Source organism: Citrobacter sp. Cm046 (assembly GCF_030333065.1).
In the GTDB taxonomy this organism is placed as follows: Bacteria; Pseudomonadota; Gammaproteobacteria; order Enterobacterales; family Enterobacteriaceae; genus Citrobacter; species Citrobacter murliniae.
Map to the genome: position 1 here is coordinate 338,323 of NZ_JAOWGP010000043.1, position 23,319 is coordinate 361,641.

The 23,319-nt window shown below is 50.5% G+C and carries 20 protein-coding genes and 2 tRNA genes; 10 read left to right on the plus strand and 12 right to left on the minus strand.

What is annotated here, in order from left to right; all coding sequences use genetic code 11:
- Positions 1 to 150 precede the first annotated feature (150 nt).
- The 6 genes from ptsP to glk form a co-directional block, all read right to left on the minus strand.
- The gene (ptsP, locus tag OGX98_RS17380; RefSeq protein WP_286595648.1) at positions 151 to 2,646 is read right to left on the minus strand and encodes a phosphoenolpyruvate--protein phosphotransferase; all 2,496 of its coding nucleotides are present in this window, start codon (positions 2,644 to 2,646) and stop codon (positions 151 to 153) included.
- Positions 2,647 to 2,669: 23 nt separating this feature from the next.
- Complete coding sequence (gene ypdE / locus OGX98_RS17385; protein ID WP_286595649.1) at positions 2,670 to 3,710, minus strand: aminopeptidase; 1,041 nt, start codon at positions 3,708 to 3,710, stop codon at positions 2,670 to 2,672.
- Positions 3,710 to 4,792 carry an aminopeptidase gene (gene ypdF / locus OGX98_RS17390; RefSeq protein WP_286595650.1) on the minus strand — a complete coding sequence of 361 codons (1,083 nt, stop codon included), beginning with the start codon at positions 4,790 to 4,792 and terminating at the stop codon, positions 3,710 to 3,712. The genes ypdE and ypdF overlap by 1 nt, the downstream gene beginning before the upstream one ends.
- A gap of 17 nt (positions 4,793 to 4,809) precedes the next feature.
- Positions 4,810 to 6,057, minus strand: a complete 1,248-nt coding sequence (locus tag OGX98_RS17395; protein ID WP_286595651.1) for a PTS fructose transporter subunit IIC — start codon at positions 6,055 to 6,057, stop codon at positions 4,810 to 4,812.
- Positions 6,058 to 6,076: 19 nt separating this feature from the next.
- A complete protein-coding gene (locus OGX98_RS17400; protein WP_045445832.1) occupies positions 6,077 to 6,403 on the minus strand; it encodes a PTS fructose transporter subunit IIB in 327 nt (108 codons plus the stop codon).
- Between the two features lie 190 nt (positions 6,404 to 6,593).
- Entirely contained in the window at positions 6,594 to 7,559 is a 966-nt protein-coding gene (gene glk / locus OGX98_RS17405; protein WP_045445835.1) for a glucokinase, read from the minus strand.
- Positions 7,560 to 7,763: 204 nt separating this feature from the next.
- On the opposite strand from glk, the gene OGX98_RS17410 reads away from it, so the two are divergent.
- Positions 7,764 to 8,999: an ion channel protein gene (locus OGX98_RS17410; RefSeq protein ID WP_045445838.1), complete on the plus strand. Its 1,236-nt coding sequence runs from the start codon at positions 7,764 to 7,766 to the stop codon at positions 8,997 to 8,999.
- On the opposite strand, the gene OGX98_RS17415 is transcribed toward OGX98_RS17410, so the two are convergent.
- The gene (locus OGX98_RS17415; protein ID WP_048220866.1) at positions 9,000 to 10,652 is read right to left on the minus strand and encodes an alpha-keto acid decarboxylase family protein; all 1,653 of its coding nucleotides are present in this window, start codon (positions 10,650 to 10,652) and stop codon (positions 9,000 to 9,002) included.
- A 181-nt stretch (positions 10,653 to 10,833) separates the two neighbouring features.
- On the opposite strand from OGX98_RS17415, the gene mgrA reads away from it, so the two are divergent.
- The 6 genes from mgrA (at position 10,834) to OGX98_RS17445 (ending at position 17,389) form a co-directional block, all read left to right on the plus strand.
- A complete protein-coding gene (mgrA, locus tag OGX98_RS17420; RefSeq protein WP_286595654.1) occupies positions 10,834 to 11,832 on the plus strand; it encodes an L-glyceraldehyde 3-phosphate reductase in 999 nt (332 codons plus the stop codon).
- A 128-nt stretch (positions 11,833 to 11,960) separates the two neighbouring features.
- On the plus strand, positions 11,961 to 12,287 hold the full coding sequence (ypeC, locus tag OGX98_RS17425; RefSeq protein ID WP_045445847.1) for a DUF2502 domain-containing protein YpeC: 327 nt from the start codon (positions 11,961 to 11,963) through the stop codon (positions 12,285 to 12,287).
- 275 nt (positions 12,288 to 12,562) lie between these two features.
- Positions 12,563 to 13,768: a PfkB family carbohydrate kinase gene (locus OGX98_RS17430; protein WP_045445849.1), complete on the plus strand. Its 1,206-nt coding sequence runs from the start codon at positions 12,563 to 12,565 to the stop codon at positions 13,766 to 13,768.
- 57 nt (positions 13,769 to 13,825) lie between these two features.
- Positions 13,826 to 14,776, plus strand: a complete 951-nt coding sequence (locus OGX98_RS17435; protein ID WP_225761314.1) for a sugar ABC transporter substrate-binding protein — start codon at positions 13,826 to 13,828, stop codon at positions 14,774 to 14,776.
- A gap of 80 nt (positions 14,777 to 14,856) precedes the next feature.
- Positions 14,857 to 16,383: a sugar ABC transporter ATP-binding protein gene (locus OGX98_RS17440; protein WP_200010268.1), complete on the plus strand. Its 1,527-nt coding sequence runs from the start codon at positions 14,857 to 14,859 to the stop codon at positions 16,381 to 16,383.
- Positions 16,384 to 16,396: 13 nt separating this feature from the next.
- The gene (locus OGX98_RS17445) at positions 16,397 to 17,389 is read left to right on the plus strand and encodes an ABC transporter permease (protein WP_045445858.1); all 993 of its coding nucleotides are present in this window, start codon (positions 16,397 to 16,399) and stop codon (positions 17,387 to 17,389) included.
- Positions 17,390 to 17,438: 49 nt separating this feature from the next.
- On the opposite strand, the gene OGX98_RS17450 is transcribed toward OGX98_RS17445, so the two are convergent.
- Positions 17,439 to 18,677, minus strand: a complete 1,239-nt coding sequence (locus OGX98_RS17450; RefSeq protein WP_286595656.1) for an Nramp family divalent metal transporter — start codon at positions 18,675 to 18,677, stop codon at positions 17,439 to 17,441.
- On the minus strand, positions 18,674 to 18,748 hold the full coding sequence (locus OGX98_RS24105; protein ID WP_420808581.1) for a hypothetical protein: 75 nt from the start codon (positions 18,746 to 18,748) through the stop codon (positions 18,674 to 18,676). Before OGX98_RS24105 ends, OGX98_RS17450 begins: the two co-directional genes overlap by 4 nt.
- A 273-nt stretch (positions 18,749 to 19,021) precedes the next feature.
- Here OGX98_RS24105 and nupC point away from each other — a divergent pair, with 273 nt between their 5' ends.
- Positions 19,022 to 20,224, plus strand: coding sequence for a nucleoside permease NupC (nupC, locus tag OGX98_RS17455; RefSeq protein WP_045445864.1), 1,203 nt, complete (start codon positions 19,022 to 19,024; stop codon positions 20,222 to 20,224).
- A 140-nt stretch (positions 20,225 to 20,364) separates the two neighbouring features.
- Here the strand turns inward: nupC and OGX98_RS17460 are convergent.
- Together OGX98_RS17460 and OGX98_RS17465 are read right to left on the minus strand one after the other, a co-directional pair.
- Positions 20,365 to 20,440: transfer RNA gene (locus OGX98_RS17460), tRNA-Ala, on the minus strand.
- Positions 20,441 to 20,478: 38 nt separating this feature from the next.
- Positions 20,479 to 20,554 (minus strand) — tRNA-Ala (locus OGX98_RS17465).
- Positions 20,555 to 20,775: 221 nt separating this feature from the next.
- Between OGX98_RS17465 and OGX98_RS17470 the strand changes: the two genes are divergently transcribed.
- Together OGX98_RS17470 and OGX98_RS17475 are read left to right on the plus strand one after the other, a co-directional pair.
- Complete coding sequence (locus tag OGX98_RS17470; RefSeq protein ID WP_045445867.1) at positions 20,776 to 21,138, plus strand: YfeC-like transcriptional regulator; 363 nt, start codon at positions 20,776 to 20,778, stop codon at positions 21,136 to 21,138.
- A 1-nt stretch (position 21,139) separates the two neighbouring features.
- Entirely contained in the window at positions 21,140 to 21,532 is a 393-nt protein-coding gene (locus tag OGX98_RS17475; RefSeq protein ID WP_045445869.1) for a MerR family transcriptional regulator, read from the plus strand.
- A gap of 56 nt (positions 21,533 to 21,588) precedes the next feature.
- On the opposite strand, the gene gltX is transcribed toward OGX98_RS17475, so the two are convergent.
- Entirely contained in the window at positions 21,589 to 23,004 is a 1,416-nt protein-coding gene (gene gltX, locus OGX98_RS17480) for a glutamate--tRNA ligase (protein ID WP_045445872.1), read from the minus strand.
- Positions 23,005 to 23,319: the final 315 nt, after the last annotated feature.

Here is a 23,319-nt window from a genome sequence, read left to right on the forward strand (position 1 = left end):
CGTTTGGGTATCTGAAAGGCGGAAATGTGATCAATGGGTCGTTAAACGCTATTTCATGTGCCACTGCCTGCTGAATCCGGCCTGCAAACGTACCCGTCTGTAGACCGGATTCGACGTCGTTTGCGTCTCTACCCGGCATTTATCACAAACTCAAAACGTCAATTCGGCCTCCAGCAAGGCCAGAATGCTTTCGGCATCTTGCGCTGCAAGCAGTGACTGGCGAAACTGCTTATTTACCAGCTTGCGCGCCAGCTGCGAAAAGACCTTCACGTGGTTAATACCCTCATCGGCTCCCAGCGTTAGCATGATCACCAGTTCAACGTCCCCCATCTCCGACTGCCAGTCGACCGGCTGCGCAAGCCGGACAATGCTGATGCTGGAGTGACGGATCCACTGGGATTTTGTATGTGGAATAGCCACGCCAAAACCAACGGCGGTCGTGACAATCTCTTCCCGCTGCCAGACATCCTCTTCAAGCTCAAACGGGTGTTCCGTTCGCCCATTTACGCCGAGATTGCCGCACAGGAACTGAATCGCCTGTTCTTTATTGCTCAGTGGTTCGCCTACAAAAATGTTCTCCAGCGCCAGCAACGGACGGACATCTTTTTGCGGTGCAAACTGATTCAGCAACGCTTCGATCTCCTGCGCGCTGCGACATTCGCAGGCCCGCAAAGCGAGCTCCCGGCACGCCTGGCTGTCCAGTTCACGTAGCTGGCTTTTCACGGCCGGAATACGCGGGCTACTCATACTCAATTCGTCGAGTCCTAAACCCAGCAACAGCGGTAAATAGCGCCCTTCTCCGCCTAGCTCACCACAGATCCCCACCCATTTGCCGCGATCGTGCGCCACGCTGACGATTTGCTGCAGCATCCGCAGAAACGACGGCGTAATCGGGTTATACAGCGGCGAAACTCGCGGGTTATTACGATCGACCGCGTACAGATACTGGGTCATGTCGTTTGAGCCGATGCTGAAGAAATCGACTTCGTCACAGAAGTGATCGATGATGTAACACACTGACGGCACTTCAACCATAATCCCCAACGGAATGGCCGGGGCATGGCGTAATCCCTCAAGTTTCAACTCAGCTATCGCTTTTTGCAGTTCACTTTTCACCCACAGGATCTGGTCAAGACTGTGCACCATCGGAATCATCAGTTGCGCGTTACCAAAGGCCGCTGCACGAAAAATGGCGCGTAGTTGAGTACGGAACAATCCGGCAAATTCGGGATAAATTCGCACCGCGCGATAACCAAGGAACGGATTGTCTTCCTGAGGAATATTGAGATAACGGATATTTTTATCGCCACCAATATCCATGGTGCGAAAAATGACCGGTTTGTCGCCAGCGGCCAGTAACACCTGCTGGTAGGCTTCAAACTGCTCCTGCTCGTCAGGCGCGCTGTCTCTGTCCATAAACAGCATTTCAGTACGAAACAGCCCAATACCCTCCGCACCATTAGCAAACGCTCCTGGCGCTTCCAGCGCAGTACCGATATTCGCTGCGACATCAATGCGCTGATTATCTTTGGTGAACGCAGGCTGTGCGGCATCAAGCGCCTGCCTCCGCTGGCATTCATCCGCCAGCTTTTGTGCAATCCCATAATACCCACGCACAGCATCGTTTGGGTTAATCGCCAGTACACCGCAGCGGGCATCCAGTACCGCATGCTGACCCGTATAGCGGCTAATCGCCTCCAGAGGCAGGCCGCTGAGCACAGGGATCGCCGACGCGCGAGCCAGAATCAGGGTATGCGATGTGCGGCCCGTTTTCTCAAGGATCATGCCGGACAGATGCTGCAAATTGAGGCTTAAAAACTGACTGGGGGTCAGGTCTTCGGCAATCAGTATTGTCGGTTGTTCCAAAATCAGTGCATTACGCGGACGTCTTTCGGGCCAGGTGATGTGCAGCAACTGCTCGCTGATATCACGGATATCGCTGACCCGTTCACGCAGGTAGTCATTGCCGGAGGCTGACAGCTTGTCACACACCTGTTCCATATTGGCGATAATCGCCGCACCTAATCCCAGATGCTGCTCAAGCATCAGGCGACGGATATTGCCGGCAAAACCATCATCCTGAATCAAGGACAGGTGTGCGCTCAGTATGGTTTTACTCTCACCGTCACGCTCTCGCAGCTGCTGATTAAGCTGTTCAGCCAGCGTCACCAGGCTATGCTCCAGCCGGGTATTATCCTCCGCGCTCGCCGCTATTGCCCGATAGACTTCCAGATTATCGCGCTGCCAAAGTGTTAACGAACCAGCCCCTACGCCACCAGCCAGCACATTGCCATACAGCAAATCCGGGTTAAGGCGAATCAGCGAACGTGGCAACGGATGAGCTGCCAGCTCTGAGAACGTGGGCTGGACACTGTCACTGTCAATAAACCGGTGCTGGAGATACTCTTCCAGCGCCCGCCTGGCCTGTTCTTCATCGCTACCGGTGATGGTTAAACTGCAACTGTCGTTAAACAGCGTTCCGGTGCCAATCAGTGCCAGCGAACTTTTCGCATCTGCCCGGGTATTCTGGCGATGATTGATAAATATCACCTCACTTTGCCACTGGCTACAGTGCTCTTTTAGCTCCCATGCCGGACGTGCATGCAGGCCATTGGGTAACGGGCAAAAAAATTGAATCGTGAGCATAACAACTCCTGGTTAGCGCAAAATCAGCACCTGAAATCCGTCAGATGAACAACGGTTTCGCGCGTAAGATGTGAAATAAGAGCCGACAGCAGTTGTTGCGTTTGGCTGATGTCACGGCAATCTGCAATCGACGCAGCGCAGTGCCCATGGCGTGTAGCTGGCCCCAGCACAACCGTCGGGATCCCTGTGCCGCTGACATGAACAGCCCCACCGTCGGTGCCACCGTTACTGAACATATCTAGCTGTAGCGGTATACCCGTTTCATAAGCGACGTTTTCAACCCATGCTGTCAGTTTTGGTGGGGCAATAAGTGACTTATCGCTCAGCACCAGCATCGGCCCTTTGCCGAGCTGTCGATGATTCGCCGCACCATAATCAAAGTTTTTTGCCCAGCAGGCCGTGTCCAGCACAATGGCTATGTCCGGTGCAACCGCACGCGCCGCCGTTTGCCCTCCACGTAACCCAACCTCTTCACTGGAGCTGGCCACCAGCCAGACTTCACAAGGCAGTTCAGCGCCATGCCATTCACGTAACAGCGCTATCAGCAGATAACACCCGAGCCGATCATCAAAGGCTTTTCCCATTACCCGCTGGTGTGGCAAAACCTGGAAAGTAGTGTCAAAAGTGACGCGATCGCCCGGACGGACGCCAGCCTGAATGACCTCGTCATATGAGCGCGCGCCAATATCCACCCGCATCGCGCTAACATCATTGCCACTACGTTCTCCGTCAAGCAGCCCAGGGATTTTGCTCTCCTCTCGGGTGGTAATCCGCACCAGTTGCAGTTGCCTGGCCGCCATCCGCACATTTCCCACCGGTAAAACATCAATCGCCCCTTCGCTGGAGATACTGCGTACAACAAATCCCACTTCATCCATATGCGCGCAAATCATCACTTTCGGACCTGTCGATTCATTGAGTCGAATCAGTACCGAGCCAAGGCCATCAAAGCGCACCTCTTTATGCAGACGATCAGCCTCATCAAGTAAGATCTGACGAACCTCTTGTTCTGAAGACGCGATGGCATCCGCCTCACTCAGCGCTTTCAGCAGCGATAAATCCATTACGCCTCTCCCGTATGTAACAATGTTTTCGACATGCTGTAGAGCACCTCACCGCCGTCTGGCGTAACCAGCACAACATCCTCAATACGCACTCCCCCTTGCCCCGGCAGGTAGATACCCGGCTCAACGGTAAGCAACATGCCAACCGCCAGTGAAGTCGTATCTGTCGGGGAGAAGCGAGGGTTTTCATGGACCTCAATACCGATAGCGTGTCCGGTGTTATGGCCAAAGTAATCACCATACCCCGCGTCGGTAATGACCTGGCGAGCGGCGGCATCCACCTCATGGCAGCGCACTCCTGGGCGAATTGCCGCCACCGCTGCACGGTGTGCGGCCAGAACAATTTGATAAACGGGAAACAGAGCGCTTTCTTCTGCCGGTCCCGCACCAGGGACGCGAAACGTTCGCGTCATATCCGAACAATATCCCTGGTACTGTGCGCCAAAATCCAGCGTGATAAATTCGCCCGCTTCGACAAGCTTGTCGCTGGCTTTTCCATGTGGCAACGCGCCGCGCCAACCGCTGGCGACAATGGTGTCAAAAGAGGCCTTTTCCGCACCAAGTGTGCGCATATACCATTCCAGCTCAGCGGCAATGGCTCGTTCACTGAGGCCTGGCTGAATAAAACGACGAATGTGTTCAGCACCGAGATCGGCAATCCGGCAGGCCTCGCGGATACAGGCAATCTCCTGTGTCGTTTTAACCTGCCGAAGAACATCCGGTACCACGCTCACCAGTCGGGCGCGCAATTTACCTGACCACACGTGCGCCGTTTGCCAGCTAACCTGCTCTCCTTCGAAGCCCAGCGTATCCAGGTTTTCGTCATCAATGATTTGATTCACCCGCGAATACAGCGTCTGCGCCCCATCCAGTAAATGGAGCTGGTAGCCACATGTACGCGCCGCGATATCGGTGTAGTAACGGGAATCCACCAGAATATGTGCTTTTTTATGGCTGATAAGCACAAACCCAGAACTGCTGGAGATACCCAGATGCGGCTGTTTATTCTGCCGCGATGAAAGCAGCACGGCGTCCAACCTTTGCGCCGTTAGCCATTCGCGCAATGAGGCAAGTAAACTCATGATGACAATCCTTATATTCAGAGGCTTTCAATCAGCAGTTTGCCTTTGCGATACATCATGTGGCGCAGGAACACGACCATTAGCGCCGTAATAACCGCCCCTAATAAGATCCCCGCCATATAGACGCCGAGATTAGTAACCAGAGGCCATGCCCAGATGGCGGATTCAGGGAACCACTGTACCGCGCCCAGCCAGACAGCAGCCGTCGAGCCGACAATTGCTCCAACCATATATGAAGGGATCGCCGTAATAGGGCTTTCCAGCGCAAAGGGGATCGCGCCTTCGCTAATGCCCATAAACGCAAGGAACATCGCCGTTTTCCCCTGCGGGTAAAGCTGCGCACTAAACAGTCGTTTACCGGTTAAACGGCGGTCGATAAGCGTTGCCAGCCCAAGACCAATAGGTGGAATGACAATCGCAATAGAGCGTGCAGTCACCGGCAGGACGTGATCGGTGGTAAAGCTAAAGGCAACAAATCCTGCGGCCTTATTGATAGGGCCACCGAGGTCAATTGCAGTCGCTGCGGAGATGCCCATCGCATACATCAGCGTACCTTTCTCTCCCGCGGCCGTCAGCAGAGTACGGATACCACCGTTAATCCAACCTCCGAACGGGGTTATCACGTAATACATCGCCAGCATGACGAAAATGGCGGAGAGAATCGGCAGTAAAAAAGTGGTTTTGAATGCCAGCAGAAAATCAGGAAGCTGGATTTTCTGGTTCATCCACTTCACCAGATATCCGGCAACAATCGAGATAATCAGCGCTCCGATAAAGGTCGAAGGTACCGGAGCGGCCGTCGCCCATTGCAGAGTGGTTGGGTCAAAATTCAGCACCTGCGTGGGCTGAGTAGACATCAGCCCGCCGATGAATCCTGCCGGAAACGCCAGCTTACCGCCGATAGAGTTAGCAACGAACGCTGCAAACATGGGTATAGCAAAACCAAACAGCACGCCGCCAAAAGACTGTGACAGCCAGGCAAACTTCAGTAATGAAAGATTAAAATCGTCGAACTTCCCGCTATTCAGCGCATCCATGATGCCGGTATCAGCAGGAATTTTTAGCCAGCTATAGGCAATCAGTTGAGAGAAAGCGAGGATCACCCCACCCATGATTAACGTGGGTACCATACGCGAAATACCCGACATTACATGCTGCGGGAGTTCGCCCCAAAAGCTATTGCGGGAGGCCTGAGGATTTTTTATTACCGCTGCCGCACCAGATGCGCCAGGCACAACGGTTGCACTGCGTTTTTTAATGGCCATACGTGTTTCCCTTCGACAATTATTGTTGTTCTGCGGCAACCATTTCTTCGATCTCTTTAATGATGCCAGCAGCGTTTTTTATTGCGTCCTGCAAAGTAATTTCGTACACATCGCGTGTTTCAAACCGCTCGTTATCTTCCGGGGTGACGGCAACGGAGTGGATAATTAACGTCGCTTCGGCAATGTCCTGCGCCGTAAGGCGGTTTTGAATGCCATCTGCGCCCTGCGTTTCAATTTTCACTTCGTATCCCGCTTCAACCGCCGCTTCTTCCAGCGCCTGAGCTGCCATAAAGGTGTGAGCCAGCCCCATCGGGCATGCACAGACTGCAATCAGTTTTTTACTCATAACAGACTCCTTGTAATAGTTAACGAGTGAAATTATGGATGCAGGAAAGCAACGACCGTTACCAGATAAATAATGCTTCTACTGGATAAATAATCCCGCAATTCGGAAATGTGACGAGCGTCGGAATGGCTGGCAACAGACGAAAAAAAACCGCGTGATTAGCGCGGTTTCGCAGGGTATAGCAGTGTAGTTACAGAACATGCCCTAAAGTCTGGCGCAAATGCGCACCTGAGCCAAGCAGTCCTGGATTATCATGTACAATCAGATACACCGGAATGTCCTGAACATAGGATTTAAACCGCCCTTTATCTTCAAAGCCGCCGCGAAAACCAGACGCTTTAAAGAACTCGAGGAAACGCGGCACGATGCCACCGGCAATATAGACACCGCCAAAGGTGCCCAGCGTTAGTGCCAGATCGCCGCCAAATCGCCCCATAATGACGCAAAATAGCGACAGCGCGCGGCGACAGTCGATACAGGAATCGGCCAATGCACGTTCAGTGATATCTTTCGGCTGCAGGTTTTCCGGCAGGCGCCCATCTGACTTCACAATAGCGCGGTACAAATTCACCAGCCCAGGGCCGGACAGCACGCGTTCCGCTGAGACATGACCAATCTCCGCGCGCAGCACTTCCAGAATAATGCCTTCTTCTTCACTATTAGGGGCGAAATCCACATGCCCCCCTTCTCCCGGCAGGCTCACCCAGCGTTTATCCACGTGCACCAGATGCGCAACGCCTAAGCCAGTACCCGCACCATAGACCGCAATAGGTTTCCCTTCGACAGGCTCTGCACCACCAAACTGAATCAAGTGCTCTTTTTTCAACATGGGGATCGCCATCGATACAGCGGTGAAATCGTTGATGATTTCCAGATGACTGAAGCCAAGGTTCTTTTTCATTTCAGCAATAGAAAATGCCCAAGTATGGTTGGTCATTGCCACCCAGTCACCGGTGATCGGGCAGGCAATGGCAATACACCCGTCTTCAACGCTAACGCTATGCTCATCCAGGTAAACACGCACAACGGCTTCAAGGCTTGGGTAATCCAGCCCGGAATAGGTCTTTGCCTGCGAAATCTCACCACTGGCAATGTCACACAGAGCAAGACGCGCGTTAGTGCCGCCGACATCACCTACTAAAGCATATTTTGTCATTCTTCTACTGCTCCGCTAAAGTCAGAATAAATCTTTAGCACACTGTAAATTCATGGGGGCATAACAACAACGCCCCAAAGGCTGATGCCCGTGGAAAATCGATCCAGGTCACATAATTACTTTATCGTTTCAGCACCATTTGCAGCAATGCCACAAGGCAGGCTGTGCAAACTACCTCTATGACTCTGTTTGAAGGAATAGAAAATGCTCCATCCGCGTGCCAGAACGATGCTGTTATTATCAACCCCCGCGCTGATTATTGGCATCGCCTCCAGTCTGGTGTTGATCGCAGTAATGAAAGTGGCCTCTGTTTTACAGCAATTTTTATGGGAGCGTCTGCCCGTCAGTATTGGCATTGCCAATGACTCTCCGGTTTGGATCATCGGCATGCTTACGCTTACCGGGATAATGGTCGGCTTAGTGATTCGCTACAGCCAGGGTCATGCAGGCCCGGATCCGGCCTGTGAACCACTGATCGGTATGCCAGTATCAACTTCAGCACTGCCGGGCCTGTTGGCCGCACTGATCCTCGGCCTCGCGGGCGGGGTCAGTCTGGGGCCAGAGCATCCGATTATGACCGTGAATATCGCGCTGGCAGTGGCCATTGGCGTTCGGCTGTTTCCCCGTGTTGATAAGCTGGACTGGACCATTCTCGCTTCTGCTGGCACCATTGGCGCGCTGTTTGGCACCCCTGTCGCCGCAGCGCTGGTGTTCTCGCAAACATTGAACAACTCTAACGATGTACCCTTGTGGGATCGTCTGTTTGCACCATTGCTGGCCGCAGCAGCGGGATCACTGACAACCAGCCTGTTCTTTCATCCTCATTTTTCGTTGCCCATTGAACACTACTCACAGATGCATCTTACCGATATTTTTAGCGGTGCCATTGTCGCCGCCATTGCTATTGCGGCAGGTATGGTGGCGGTCTGGTGTTTGCCACGTTTGCACCAGTTGATGCATCAATTGAAACACCCGGTGCTGATCCTCGGTGTTGGGGGATTTATTCTTGGCATATTAGGCGTTATTGGTGGGCCACTTACTTTGTTTAAGGGGCTGGATGAGATGCAGCAAATGGCGTTTAGCCAGACTCTGGGTGCCTCAGACTATTTTATGCTCGCGGTGATTAAACTGGCCGCGCTGGTGGTTGCCGCCGCCAGCGGTTTTCGCGGTGGGCGTATTTTCCCGGCGGTATTCGTGGGTGTGGCGCTGGGACTTATGCTACACGCCCATGTTGAAACCGTACCGGCAGCAATCACCGTCTCCTGTGCCATTCTGGGGCTGGTCTTGGTTGTCACACGCGATGCCTGGCTGAGTCTGTTTATGGCCGCAGTGGTGGTGCCAGACACCACCCTGCTGCCGCTGTTGTGTATCGTTATGCTTCCCGCCTGGTTGCTGTTGGCAGGTAAACCGATGATGATCGCCAATCGCCCGGATAAATAGCTATCCGCCGTTACGGGCTTCCAGCGCACGGGTCACCGTGCGCAACAGTTCAGGCAGATCGGCTTTCGGCAACACCACTTCAATCAACGAAAGCCGTTGCGGTGATGCCAGCCGAGCCAGAACTTCCTCCAACTGTACAGCCTGCGCCACGCGCCAGCATTCCGCCTGACATTCCCGACTCAGAGCCTGCGGCACCTGCGTCCAGCTCCAGCCGGCAATATCGTTGTAACGCTGATTCGCCCCGTGAATAGCACGCTCTACGGTATAACCGTCGTTATTGAGCAGTAAAACAACGGGTGACTGACCCTCTCTGAGCATTGACCCCAGTTCCTGAATTGTCAGTTGCGCCGCACCATCACCAATAATCAGGATCACCCGGCGGTCCGGGCAAGCCATTTGTGCACCGAATGCGGCAGGTAAAGCATAGCCAATAGAGCCCCACAACGGTTGTACCAGCACCTCCGCCCCGGAAGGTAACGAGAGCGCCGCAGCACCAAATGCGGCAGTCCCCTGGTCTACGAGGATAATGTCGTCAGGTGCCAGATAATGCTGCACCGTATGCCAGAAGTTTTCCTGTGTCAGCGGCCCCCTTTCAACCGGAATACGATTAACAGGAGGACGTTCAGGTGGGAGAGAGAATGACAATTCCAGGCATAATTCTCGTAGCGTGGTGACCGCCTGTTCCATGGGGACGTTAAACCAGCTTGTTCCTACGCGCGAAGCATGAGGCTGGACCTCAATAGTGCGTTCCTGCGGTAGCCGTTGCGTAAAACCGGCAGTCAACGTGTCAACAAACTGAGTGCCAACACAGATGATCGTGTCGGCATCCTCTATCGCCTGGCGTACATAATCATTGCTGGCCCCAGCGCTGTAAGTGCCAACAAACGCCGGATGACGCTCATCAAAAAGCCCTTTGCCCATCAATAGTGTGGCGTGGGCCATCGGCGTTTCCGCCATCCAGCGCTGTAAAACCGGCTGTAAACCAAAACGCAGCGCGAGAAAATCAGCCAGCAGCGCCACCCGCGGACTGTCGATTAACCGTTCGCGGGCCTGAAAACGAAACGCGGCAGCCACGCTGCTTTCCGGTTCGTTCAGGGGAATAATGAGGATATCTTGCGGGGGCGTGGCGGGGTGTTTGGCAATATCAGCAGGTAGCATCAGATAACCTGGTCTGCGCTCGGACAACATTGCCCGCAGAACCCGGTCAATTTCATAGCAGGCGTTTTGTGCATCCAGCACCGCACTGGCCGAGGTAATCGCCTGGTGCATACGGTAAAAATGCTGAAAATCACCGTCACCAAGGGTGTGATGCATCAGTTCCCCACGCCGCTGAGCACTGCTACACGGAGCCCCCACAATATGCAGTACAGGAACATATTCTGCATAGCTTCCGGCTAATCCATTGATTGCGCTTAATTCCCCAACGCCAAAAGTGGTGAGAAGCGCTCCTGCCCCCGCCACCCGGGCATATCCATCCGCAGCATAAGCCGCATTCAATTCGTTCGCGCACCCGACCCAGCGCACGCTGGGATGTTCAATCACATGGTCCAGAAACTGCAAATTATAATCACCCGGCACACCAAAAAGGTGGCCAATTCCACAACCTGCCAGCCTGTCCAGCAGATAATCAGCAACTGAATACGGGGTTTGCATGACAGCTATCCTTCTGACGGTAACCTCATGTTGAGTATCGAAGAACTGTGATACCTGTCCAGAAAACTCGCCGTGAAGGGGGTGGAAAGCTGAATTTACAGTTTCTGCTGTGAAATTTCATTGAGGCCTGACTTGTGTAAACGTATACACTGAAACTCTCACTATCTGGAATGGGGGCTACATGGTTTATCGCGCTGATGAAAATCGCTATCAGACAATGGAGTACCGCCGCTGCGGTCAAAGCGGGTTAAAACTACCGGTTATCTCTCTTGGCCTGTGGCACAATTTTGGTGACACCACGCAAGTCGAGAACAGCCGGAGCCTGTTACAGCGCGCTTTCGATCTGGGGATCACCCATTTTGATCTCGCCAATAACTACGGGCCGCCACCGGGCTCGGCTGAGCGAAATTTCGGACGCATTCTGCAGGAAGATTTTTTACCGTGGCGGGATGAACTCATCATTTCCACCAAAGCAGGCTACACCATGTGGGATGGTCCCTACGGCGACTGGGGTTCGCGTAAATATCTGATAGCCAGCCTCGACCAAAGCCTGAAACGCATGGGTCTGGAATATGTTGATATCTTCTATCACCATCGTCCCGATCCTGAAACACCGCTTACAGAAACCATGAAGGCACTGGATCATATTGTCCGTCAGGGCAAAGCGCTGTATGTCGGGCTGTCTAACTATCCTGCCGACCTTACCAGACAGGCCATTGAAATCCTCAACGATTTAGGGACTCCATGCCTTATCCACCAGCCCAAATATTCCATGCTTGAACGCTGGGTTGAAGGAAGTTTACTCTCACTGCTGCAGGAGAAAGGAGTTGGCAGTATCGCCTTCTCACCGCTGGCAGGTGGACAATTAACCGATCGCTACCTGAACGGTATTCCTGCGGATTCTCGTGCAGCAAGCGGCAGCCGTTTTCTTAATCCAGACCAAATTACTGCGGAAAAATTAAACAAAGTTCGTTTGTTGAATGAACTGGCTGAGCGGCGAGGACAAAAGCTCTCCCAGATGGCGCTGGCCTGGGTGTTACGGGAAGACAAAGTCACCTCAGTGCTGATTGGTGCCAGCAAACCGGCGCAAATTGAAGACGCTGTCGGCATGCTGGCAAACCGTCATTTCTCACCGGCAGAATGTGCAGAGATTGATGCCATTCTGGGTCGGTTGAAATAAAGACACATTTATTAACAAAAAGTGCTCTCTCTCAGGATTTAAGAGTTAAGGCGATGAAACGGGGCTTTACTGCCCCGTAATATTGCGTTAACAGGCCGGCTACGGCTCGATCGTGAAGGAGAGAAAGAATGTTCAGGTCACTGATTCTGGCGGCAGTCTTAATGGCTTTTGCACCGCTGGCCGCAAACGCTGGCGAAATCACCCTGCTACCGTCGATTAAATTACAAATTGGCGATCGCGACAATTACGGCAACTACTGGGACGGCGGGCGCTGGCGCGACCGGGATTACTGGCACCATAATTATGAGTGGCGCAAAAATCGTTGGTGGCGTCATGACAATGGCTACCATCGTGGCTGGGATAAACGCAAAGCTTACGAGCGCGGTTATCGTGAAGGCTGGAACGATCGTGATGACCATCGTGGTCGCGGGCGAGGCCACAAACACCATCATTAATGTAACAAATCCCCCATCATCCGGGGCAGTATTCACACAAACCATCGATATACATAGGGTTCATGTTTGTACATGGACCCTTTTTGCGTAACACTTTCCCAAACGCTGGATTACGTACAGCCACAATAGCCCCCCAGAGCGTCCTCCATCTTTCCGGTTCATTTCACAAATTCACAAAATCGGAAAAAAAAATTCCGATTAATCGTGTTTTTTTTGAACTTTACGCGATAAACGTTAACATTAATTTAATAATATAAAACCTGGGGTGAGCGCCAATGAAAAAACAAGAAAGACAAAAGGCCATTCGGGTTAAGCTGGTAACCGATAAAAAGGTTTATGTTAGCGAATTAGCAAAGGAATTATCAGTTACGACTCGCACGATCCGTAATGACTTAAATGAGTTAAGTCAGAATACTCTTTTTTCATTATTCCATGGCGGAGCGCAATTAAACAACACACCTGATGAATCTTTATTTGAACAATCTTTCACAAACACAATATTGAACGGGTTCAAAAGCCATAAGGAAATCACAACGATTTCTACCCGTACCAAACAAAATAACTATATTGATGAAAGCATTTACATACTGGGTTCATTTAATATAGATATTGTCTCTGAAACTTCAACGTTCCCTCAGATTGGCCAGACCATACGCGCCTCTGCAACCCATTTTTATGCCGGAGGGAAAGGTACAAACCAGGCGGTTGCTGCAGCCAAAATCAATAACAATGTTCATCTTACTGTTAAATTAGGTACAGATGAGTTTTCGAAAAAAGCAAAAAGATACTTAACGAACACTGAAATTTCATCTTTCTCTTTTTTTGAAAATGAAATGTCCTCCACTGGAATTGCAATGGTTTGGGTTTCAGGTGCCACTGGAGACAATATGATCAGTATCGATCTTGGGGCCAATGAAACATTCACTCAGGAAGATATTTTATTGGATATTGATACCATTCGTAATTGCAAAGTTTTTTTAACCCAACTGGAAAATAATTTTCCTATCACTCGCTTTGCCGTCATGCAGGCAAAACTCGGAAAATCTCTGGTTGTTCTGAATCCCGCACCCTATGTTTCCGAGATCAAAGAAATATTGCATTTAATCGATATTATCACACCGAATAAAATTGAAGCTGAAGCGTTGTCAGGTATCAACATAGTTGATATTTATTCAGCAAAAAATGCCGCCAAAAGCATTCATATCCAGGGCGCAAAATGCGTCATTATCACGTTAGGTAGCGACGGTTGTCTGATCTTTGATGGCAAAACTTATACTCATATTCCTGCCTATAAATCAGCCGTTGTCGATACCAGTGGAGCAGGCGATGCCTTTACCGGGGCACTGGCTGCATGTATTGCAAACGGTAAAGGACTCATCAATGCAGCGCAATATGCTTCTGCGTTTGCATCGTTGAAAGTTGAACGTAAAGGTGCATCAAACATGCCCAGTAATTCGCTCGTTTATCATCGTATGCAGTAACTGTCTAGAGCATTATTCAGCCCCCTACACCTATAGGATAATTTCATGAAAAATAAAATGTTTTATCGTGTGATCGGTGCAACTGTCGGCTTAGCGCTTTCCGCCACCTTCACCGTACCTGCTTTTGCCGCCGATACGCAGACACATAAACCTAAAGTCGCGCTGGTCATGAAATCACTGGCAAATGAGTTTTTCCTGACAATGGAAACAGGAGCAAAAGATTATCAGAAAAAAAACGCCGACAAGTTTGACTTGATTTCTAACGGCATCAAAAACGAAACGGATACGGCAAATCAAATCCAGATCGTAGAGCAAATGATCGTCTCTAAAGCCGATGCTATCATCATTGCGCCATCAGACTCTAAAGCCCTTGTGCCTGTCATTAAAAAAGCGATTGATGCAGGTATCATTGTCATCAACATTGATAATAAATTTGATGACGGTGTACTCAAAGACAAAAATCTCAACATTCCTTTTGTTGGCCCGGATAACCAAAAAGGCGCAAAAGAAATTGGTGATTATTTAGCGAAGCACCTTAAACCAGGCGATCAGGTCGGTATTATTGAAGGTATCCCAACCTCCAGTAACTCTCAGCAACGTACCCTCGGCTTCCAGAACGCAATGGCGCAAGGCGGAATGAAAGTGGTTTCCGTTCAATCTGGTCAATGGGAAATTAACAACGCTAATGCAGTGGCCGCTGCAATGCTGAGTGAATACCCCGATATCAAAGCACTGTTGGCAGATAACGACAATATGGCATTAGGCGCAGTTTCTGCAATTCGCTCTGCCGGGAAAAAAGGCCAGGTTCTGGTGGTTGGTTATGACAATATCGAAGCGATTAAGCCTATGTTAAATGATGGCCGTGTTTTAGCAACCGCAGATCAATTTGCTTCGCAACAAGCCGTATTTGGAATTGATGCCGCACTTGATGCGTTAAAAAATGGCAAAAAACAGAGTGAGCTCTCCAGCAACGTTGAAACGCCAATAAAACTTATCGTTAAACAATAAGTTAATAACCGTAAATAGTGTGCCGCTGTGGTATTGCAATTATTTGGGTATCAGAGCGGCTTACCGGATAAGGCCAGAATATGAAAAGTGGGCAAGAGATCCTCACAATACAGGGAGTAGGTAAAACCTATAGTGAACCTGTCCTGGTAGATGTGACGCTAGCATTATATCCAGGAAAAGTATTGGCCCTGACGGGAGAAAACGGTGCCGGGAAAAGTACATTATCAAAAATTATTGGCGGACTAACTAGCGCAACTACCGGGCAGATGATTTATCAGGATCAACCTTACGCCCCCGCTACCCGAAAAGAAGCAGAAAAGTTGGGTGTTCGCATGGTTATGCAAGAACTCAATTTGTTGCCTACATTGTCGGTCGCGGAAAACCTGTTTCTCGAACAACTTCCCCATCGGTTCGGCTGGATCGATCGAAAAAAGTTAACAGAAATGGCTCGCCCGGTGATGGCAATGGTTGGACTTCAATCTGTCGATCCTAATACGCTGGTAGGTGAATTGGGTATTGGTCATCAACAGATGATCGAAATCGCACGAAACTTAATTGGTGAAAGTCGGGTGCTTATTCTGGATGAACCGACGGCCATGCTCAGTAGTCGTGAAGTTGAACTCCTGTTTAAACAGATAGCGCTGTTTAAAGCCCGTGGGGTTTCAATCATTTATATTTCTCACCGTCTCGATGAGTTAGCGATAATTGCTGACGATATTGCCGTACTCCGAGATGGCCATTTGGTTTGCGTGGACGATATCAAACGTTATACCAGCGATCAGCTTGTTTCGCTGATGGTCGGGCGCGACTTAGAAAGTTCATTTGATTTAAGTGGACGTCAGGCAGGTCATCCCATCCTGAAAGTGGAAAATTTTAAGCGTGGGAAAATCATTCGGGATACGTCATTTACATTGTACAGCGGTGAGGTGTTAGGGATCAGCGGTCTGGTCGGCTCCGGCAGAACAGAGCTTCTGCGTGCTATTTTCGGCGCTGATAAAATCGACAGTGGCACCTTGCTGATTGGCTCCCCATTAAAGCCCGTAGCGATCCGTTCTCCTGCTGAGGCTATTCGACACGGTATCGCATTAGTCACGGAAGATCGTAAAGGTGAAGGGCTTTTATTACCCCAGTCGGTTGCAGCAAATATTTCATTGGGCAACAGCGACAAAATAAGTCATCTGTCGGTCGTTAACGCATTGAGTGAAACCACGTTAGCAAATAAACACATCAAAAGTTTAGCGGTTCGTACAACAAACACAGCACAGGCAGTGGAGAGTTTATCGGGCGGCAACCAGCAAAAAGTTTTGATTAGCCGATGGCTGGAACGAGACTGCGAAGTTGTCCTATTTGATGAGCCCACTCGCGGTATTGATGTCGGCGCTAAACAGGATATTTACCAGTTGCTGAATACGTTGACGTCTAAGGGAAAAGGCGTTGTTGTCGTTTCCAGTGATCTGCGCGAACTCATGCTCGTTTGCGATCGTATTGCGGTAATTTCCGATGGCAAGTTAGTGAACACATTTACGCGTGATGACTGGAGCCAGGATCGCATTTTAGCGGCAGCATTTTCGGCATATCAACATGCAGAAGATACCGTCAGCGAGTAGCCGGGGATAAAAAATGAAAAACAACTTTGCGACAAAACAAGCAGCAGCAGAGAAAGGTAAGGCCCAGACGTCATGGAAAGGATTAAGTAGCTACATCGGGCTGCTCGGAGCATTATTGGCGATGATAGTCCTGTTTTCATGCCTCAGTACACATTTTCTGAGTATGAATACCTTTAGTACTATTGCGAATCAGATCCCCGATTTAATCGTCATGTCGGTAGGGATGACGTTTATCTTAATTATTGCCGGTATCGACCTTTCGGTTGGCTCGTTGCTGGCTCTTGCCGCAGCGGTCGTCAGCGTCACCTATTTAAATTTCCAGTGGTCGCCATGGCTGGCCGCGCTTTCTGGCATAGCACTCGCTACATTAGTTGGAGCACTGACGGGACTGATTACCGTTGCCTGGCGTATTCCAGCCTTTATCGTCTCACTGGGCGTACTGGAAATGGCCCGCGGGGCGGCATACCAGTTAACTGACTCCCGAACTGCCTATATCGGTTCTATTTATGATTATTTAGCCGACCCGATTCTCTTTGGCGTCTCCCCTTCTTTTATTATCGCGATCGTCGTCATTATTGTCGGACATTTGGTACTGACCCGAACCGTTTTTGGCCGCCATTTAATTGGCATTGGTACCAATGAAGAAGCTGTCCGGTTATCAGGCATCAATCCCGGGCCCTACAAGATCGCAGTCTTTGCCCTGATGGGTGGATTATCTGGTCTGGCATCACTCTTTCAGGTGGCCCGTCTCGAGGCGGCAGACCCGAATAGTGGCGTGGGGATGGAGCTACAGGTTATTGCTGCTGTCGTGATTGGAGGCACGAGTCTGATGGGGGGACGCGGCTCGATTATCTGTACTTTTCTTGGCGCGTTGATTATTTCCGTACTGGCAGCAGGGCTGGCGCAAGTTGGCGCCAGCGAGCCCACAAAACGTTTTATCACAGGAGCCGTTATTATCGTTGCAGTGGTACTTGATACCTATCGTAGCCATTTAAATAAAAAATAAGCGAGATGGTTACCCGGCGCGACCGGGTAACCGCAGGAAATGATAACCGCTACAATCCGATCGCGGTCCCTATCAGCAGCCAGATATTCAGTGCCACAACCAGCAGCACAATCACCCAGCCAACCAGTTTTACCCAACGGCGGTTAACCAAATCGCCCATCAGTTTACTGTCGCTGGTAAATATCAGCAGCGGCACCAGAGCCAGTGCAATCCCAAAACTGAGCAATACCTGGCTCATCACCAGAATACGGGTAGGATCAAGTCCCATCAGGATAACGATAAACGACGGCATCATGGTGACGGTGCGGCGTACCCAAAGCGGAATGTGAAAGCGAATAAACCCTTGCATCACAACTTGTCCCGCCAGTGTTCCGACAACCGTAGAGGAAAGCCCAGCAGCCACCAGACTCAAACCAAAGACCGTCGCCGCAGCGTGACTCAACAACGGTTCAAGCGTCAGGTAGGCCTGATCGAGGTCAGCAATACCGGTATGCCCGCTAAAGTGAAATGCCGCTGCCGCCGTCGCCATCATCGCCAGATTCACAAATCCGGCAATTGTCATGGCGATAGCCACATCCCATTTGGTTGCCGTGTATCGCTGCTGGCGTGTCCCACCATGCAGATGCTGGGTTAAGGATGAGTGCAGATAAATAACGTGCGGCATAATGGTGGCGCCGAGCACACCGGCCGCCAGAAATACCGCTTCAGAATTGGGCAGGCTGGGGATAATCATTCCCTTACTCAGCTGTGCCAGGTTCGGCTGAGAAAAAACCAGTTCTACAATGTAAGCCGCAGCAACGAACAATAATAATCCGCCAATCACTTTCTCCAGCGGCTTTTGCCCACGACGTTGCAGCATCAGGATCAAAAAAGTCGCAATACCAGTAAGCACCGCCCCCTGCAACAGAGAAACGCCAAGGATCAGCTTGAAGCCAATTGCAGCCCCAATAAATTCGGCAAGGTCTGTCGCCATGGCGATAATTTCAGCCTGCACCCAGTAGAACCAGACCACGGGGCGCGGATAATGATCGCGAATTTGCTCCGCCAGATTTTTGCCAGTGGCAATGCCCAGCTTAGCTGATAGCACCTGAATCAACATTGCCATCAGGTTTGCCCAGACAACGACCCACAGCAGTTTATAGCCAAAGCTGGCACCTGCCTGGATATTCGTAGCAAAGTTACCCGGGTCGATATACCCGATAGCCGCGATGAACGCAGGTCCCATTAATGCGAGCTTCAACTTGCGCGCTGCCCGTCCACTGCTACTCTCAACGCGATCGTTCGTCATTTTAGTGCCTCAGAAACATAGCCTTTGCTATGTTTTAAGCTACGCTTATTGAGAATGATTATCAAATTCATTTTAATGGGCTGAATTGATTTCTCTGATAGCGTTGGTCTATGGGTCGATAAGAAATCTGGAAATACCGGCGAGATGTTTAATTATTGTTATGAGATTAGCACAATGACATAACTTTTCACTTCCATACTAAACATAACGGAAGTGTATCGCGGATCACTAATTTTGAATCTCGTCACAGGTCCTTATTATAGTGTGTGTTTGATCTCGTTTTCTTTGGTGTTGTTACATAGAATGTGCACGGAAACTAAACCTGCCTCATATTTGGAGCAAATATGGACCGCGTTCTTCATTTTGTCCTGGCCCTTGCCGTCGTTGCGGTACTCGCACTGCTGGCAAGCAGTGACCGTAAAAAAATCCGCATTCGTTATGTTATTCAATTGCTTGTTATCGAAGTGTTACTGGCATGGTTCTTCCTGAACTCTGATGTCGGCCTGGGCTTCGTGAGAGGCTTCTCCGAAATGTTTGAAAAACTGCTCGGATTCGCTAATGAAGGGACAAACTTTGTCTTTGGCAATATGAACGACAAAGGTCTGGCATTCTTCTTCCTGAAAGTGCTTTGCCCGATCGTCTTCATTTCCGCCTTGATCGGTATTTTGCAGCATATCCGTGTTCTGCCAGTTATCATCCGCGCTATTGGTTTCCTGTTATCCAAAGTGAACGGTATGGGCAAGCTGGAATCCTTCAACGCCGTCAGCTCCCTGATCCTGGGTCAGTCTGAAAACTTTATTGCCTATAAAGATATCCTGGGCAAAATGTCACGCAACCGCATGTACACCATGGCTGCAACGGCGATGTCTACCGTTTCCATGTCTATCGTGGGCGCGTACATGACCATGCTGGAACCGAAATACGTCGTTGCGGCGCTGGTTCTGAACATGTTCAGCACCTTTATCGTACTGTCGCTGATCAACCCTTACCGTGTTGATGCCAGTGAAGAAGATATCCAGATGTCCAACCTGCACGAAGGGCAGAGCTTCTTCGAAATGCTGGGGGAATACATTCTGGCGGGCTTCAAAGTGGCGATTATCGTTGCAGCAATGCTGATTGGTTTCATCGCGCTGATTGCAGCTCTGAACGCCCTGTTCGCCACCGTTACCGGTTGGTTTGGCTACAGCATCTCCTTCCAGGGTATCCTGGGCTACATCTTCTACCCTATCGCATGGGTAATGGGTGTTCCGTCCAGCGAAGCACTGCAGGTAGGTAGTATCATGGCGACTAAACTGGTTTCTAACGAATTCGTTGCGATGATGGACCTGCAGAAAATCGCTTCAACGCTCTCTCCGCGCGCTGAAGGCATCCTCTCTGTGTTCCTGGTATCCTTCGCTAACTTCTCTTCAATCGGTATTATCGCAGGCGCAATCAAAGGCCTGAACGAAGAGCAAGGCAACGTGGTCTCCCGCTTTGGTCTGAAACTGGTATACGGCTCCACGCTGGTGAGCGTACTGTCCGCTTCCATCGCAGCACTGGTGCTGTAAAACAGCCACGCAGTGACAAAGCCGGGGAGATTCTCCCCGGCTTTTTTATGCCTGTTACTCAGCAATCTGAATGGAAAAAAGAGAAATCGGGCTGGAAGTAGAAACAAAAAACCCCCGCTTTTCAGCGAGGGCTTCAATTTTGGTGGAGCTAAGCGGGATCGAACCGCTGACCTCCTGCATGCCATGCAGGCGCTCTCCCAGCTGAGCTATAGCCCCACGATGCTTTTACGTACCAAATTTATTGGGATTAAATTTGGTGGAGCTAAGCGGGATCGAACCGCTGACCTCTTGCATGCCATGCAAGCGCTCTCCCAGCTGAGCTATAGCCCCGTCACGTAAAGCTTGTCGAGTTGACGGGCGGCATCATATGAATTCCCTTCGCATGTGTCAACGGCAAAATCAATTCACAGAATTCAATCGCTGAAAAAGCAGTCAAATGAAGAACATTGCGCAACAACTCGCATTCAGTAGTTAAACGCGTCACGGTTTCGACTAAAATGGTGCTATAAAATGAACCACTAATTAACCCCACGACTATTCAGGGAATCGTTATGTTCAAGGAACGGATGACGCCAGAAGAACTTGCTAATCTGACCGGTTACAGCCGACAAACCATCAATAAATGGGTGCGCAAGGAAGGCTGGGCTACATCACCCAAACCAGGCGTTCAGGGTGGTAAAGCCCGTCTGGTTCACGTTACCGAACAAGTTCGTGAATACATCCGCAGTGCCGAGCGTTCAGCTGAAGGCTTATCAGATAATTTATCTTTATCAGGTGACACCTCTATCGAAGCACTGCTGATAAGGCTGGCTAAAGAAATGACGCCATCAGAACAGAAAATGTTTACGTCACTGATCCTGCGTGAAGGCATTACGGGTTTATTACAACGCTTAGGGATCCGCGACAGTAAATAATATGAAAAAATTACGCAGCAAAATGACCACCGAAGAGCTGGCTGAATGTCTCGGGGTCGCCAAACAAACCGTCAATCGCTGGATCAGAGAACAAAACTGGAAAACCGAAAAGTTTCCCGGCGTGAAGGGTGGCCGCGCAAGGCTTATTCATATTGATGGCGGTGTGCGAGAATTTCTTCTCAATATTCCTGCATTTCGCAAAGTCCCTGAGTTTTATCAGGCAGAAGAACCCATTGCTGAATACACACACGTTACTCGCAGCCCTGCATTTCGCCAGATAATTGGTGCAGTAGAAAACATGTCCCCGACGGAACAAGAAAAGCTGGCGCTTTTTCTTTCACGTGAAGGCATCCGCAGTTTTCTCGCCCGTCTCGGCATTGATGAATCGGAATAAGCACAAAAAAAAACGGCAGGATATTTTCCTGCCGTTTTTCTATGTATCAACCCGCCTTACTGCTGACTTTCACGCTCAGCAATAAACGCCAGGGCTTTGTTAATACGTTCAATGCTGCGAGATTTTCCAATCGCATGCACCGTTACGTCTAACGCCGGAGACTGGCCTGCGCCGGTTACTGCAACGCGCAGTGGCATACCCACTTTACCCATACCCACTTCCAGCTCATCAGCGGTTGCCTGAATCGCGTGGTGGACATTTTCAGCCGTCCATTCGCTAATTTCAGCCAGCTTGTCGCGAACCACTTCCAGTGGCTGACGTGCAACCGGACGCAGGTGTTTCTTCGCCGCATCAGCATCGAACTCGGCAAAGTCTTCGTAGAAATAGCGGCAGCTCTGCGCCATCTCTTTCAGTGTTTTGCAACGCTCACCCAGCAGTTTCACCAGTTCGGAAAGTTGCGGACCAACGCGAGTGTCGATATTTTCCTGCTCAATGTGCCATTGCAGATGCGTTGCCACATATTCCGGAGCCAGGGCGTTAATATAGTGATGGTTCAGCCACTGCAGTTTCTCAGTGTTGAATGCACTCGCAGACTTGCTCACCGCGCCAAGGGAGAACAGCTTGATCATCTCTTCGCGGGTAAAGATTTCCTGATCGCCGCTGGACCAGCCCAGACGCACCAGGTAGTTCAGCAGCGCTTCCGGCAGGTAGCCATCATCGCGATACTGCATTACGCTGACTGCTCCGTGACGTTTGGAGAGCTTTTTACCGTCGTCGCCGTTGATCATCGAAACGTGTGCGTAAACCGGCACTGGCGCGTTCAGCGCTTTCAGGATGTTGATCTGACGCGGGGTGTTGTTGATATGGTCTTCACCACGAATAACGTGGGTGATTTCCATATCCCAGTCATCGACCACAACACAGAAGTTATAAGTCGGAGAACCGTCGGTACGGCGAATGATCAGATCGTCCAGCTCCTGGTTACTGAATTCGATCGGCCCACGGATCTGGTCGTCAAAAATAACGGAACCGTCCTGCGGGTTAGCAAAACGTACCACGCAAGGCTCATCGTCCGCATGATGTTCGTGACCATGACGGCAGCGACCGTCGTAACGCGGCTTTTCACCTTTCGCCATCTGCTCTTCACGCAGTTGCTCCAGACGCTCTCTGGAGCAATAGCATTTATAGGCTGTACCCGCTTCCAGCATCTCATCGATAACTGCGTTGTAGCGATCAAAACGTTTGGTCTGGAAGTACGGACCTTCATCCCACTCAAGGTTCAGCCAGTTCATGCCATCCATAATGGCTTCGATAGCTTCCGGTGTGGAGCGTTCGAGATCGGTGTCTTCAATACGCAGCACAAACTCACCGCCATGGTTACGTGCAAAAAGCCAGGAATAAAGAGCAGTACGCGCACCGCCGACGTGCAGGTAACCTGTCGGGCTTGGCGCGAAGCGAGTTTTGATTTTCATGAAATGGCCTTACGTTTATAAAGATGCCGACAACCGGCAAACCTGGGAAGATTATCAGGGTGGTATTCTATCACCGTGGCCTGATTCCTCAATGTTGATCAGGTTGGAACATCACGCTTTACCATTTTCGTATACAAATCATGCCGCATGGCCTGTTTTGCGATCGTTTTGTTTAAATTTACGACGAACGAACAATTTCTTTTGAAAATGCGTTGACTCATTTTCAACTCTCCCTATAATGCGACTCCACACAGCGGGGGTGATTAGCTCAGCTGGGAGAGCACCTCCCTTACAAGGAGGGGGTCGGCGGTTCGA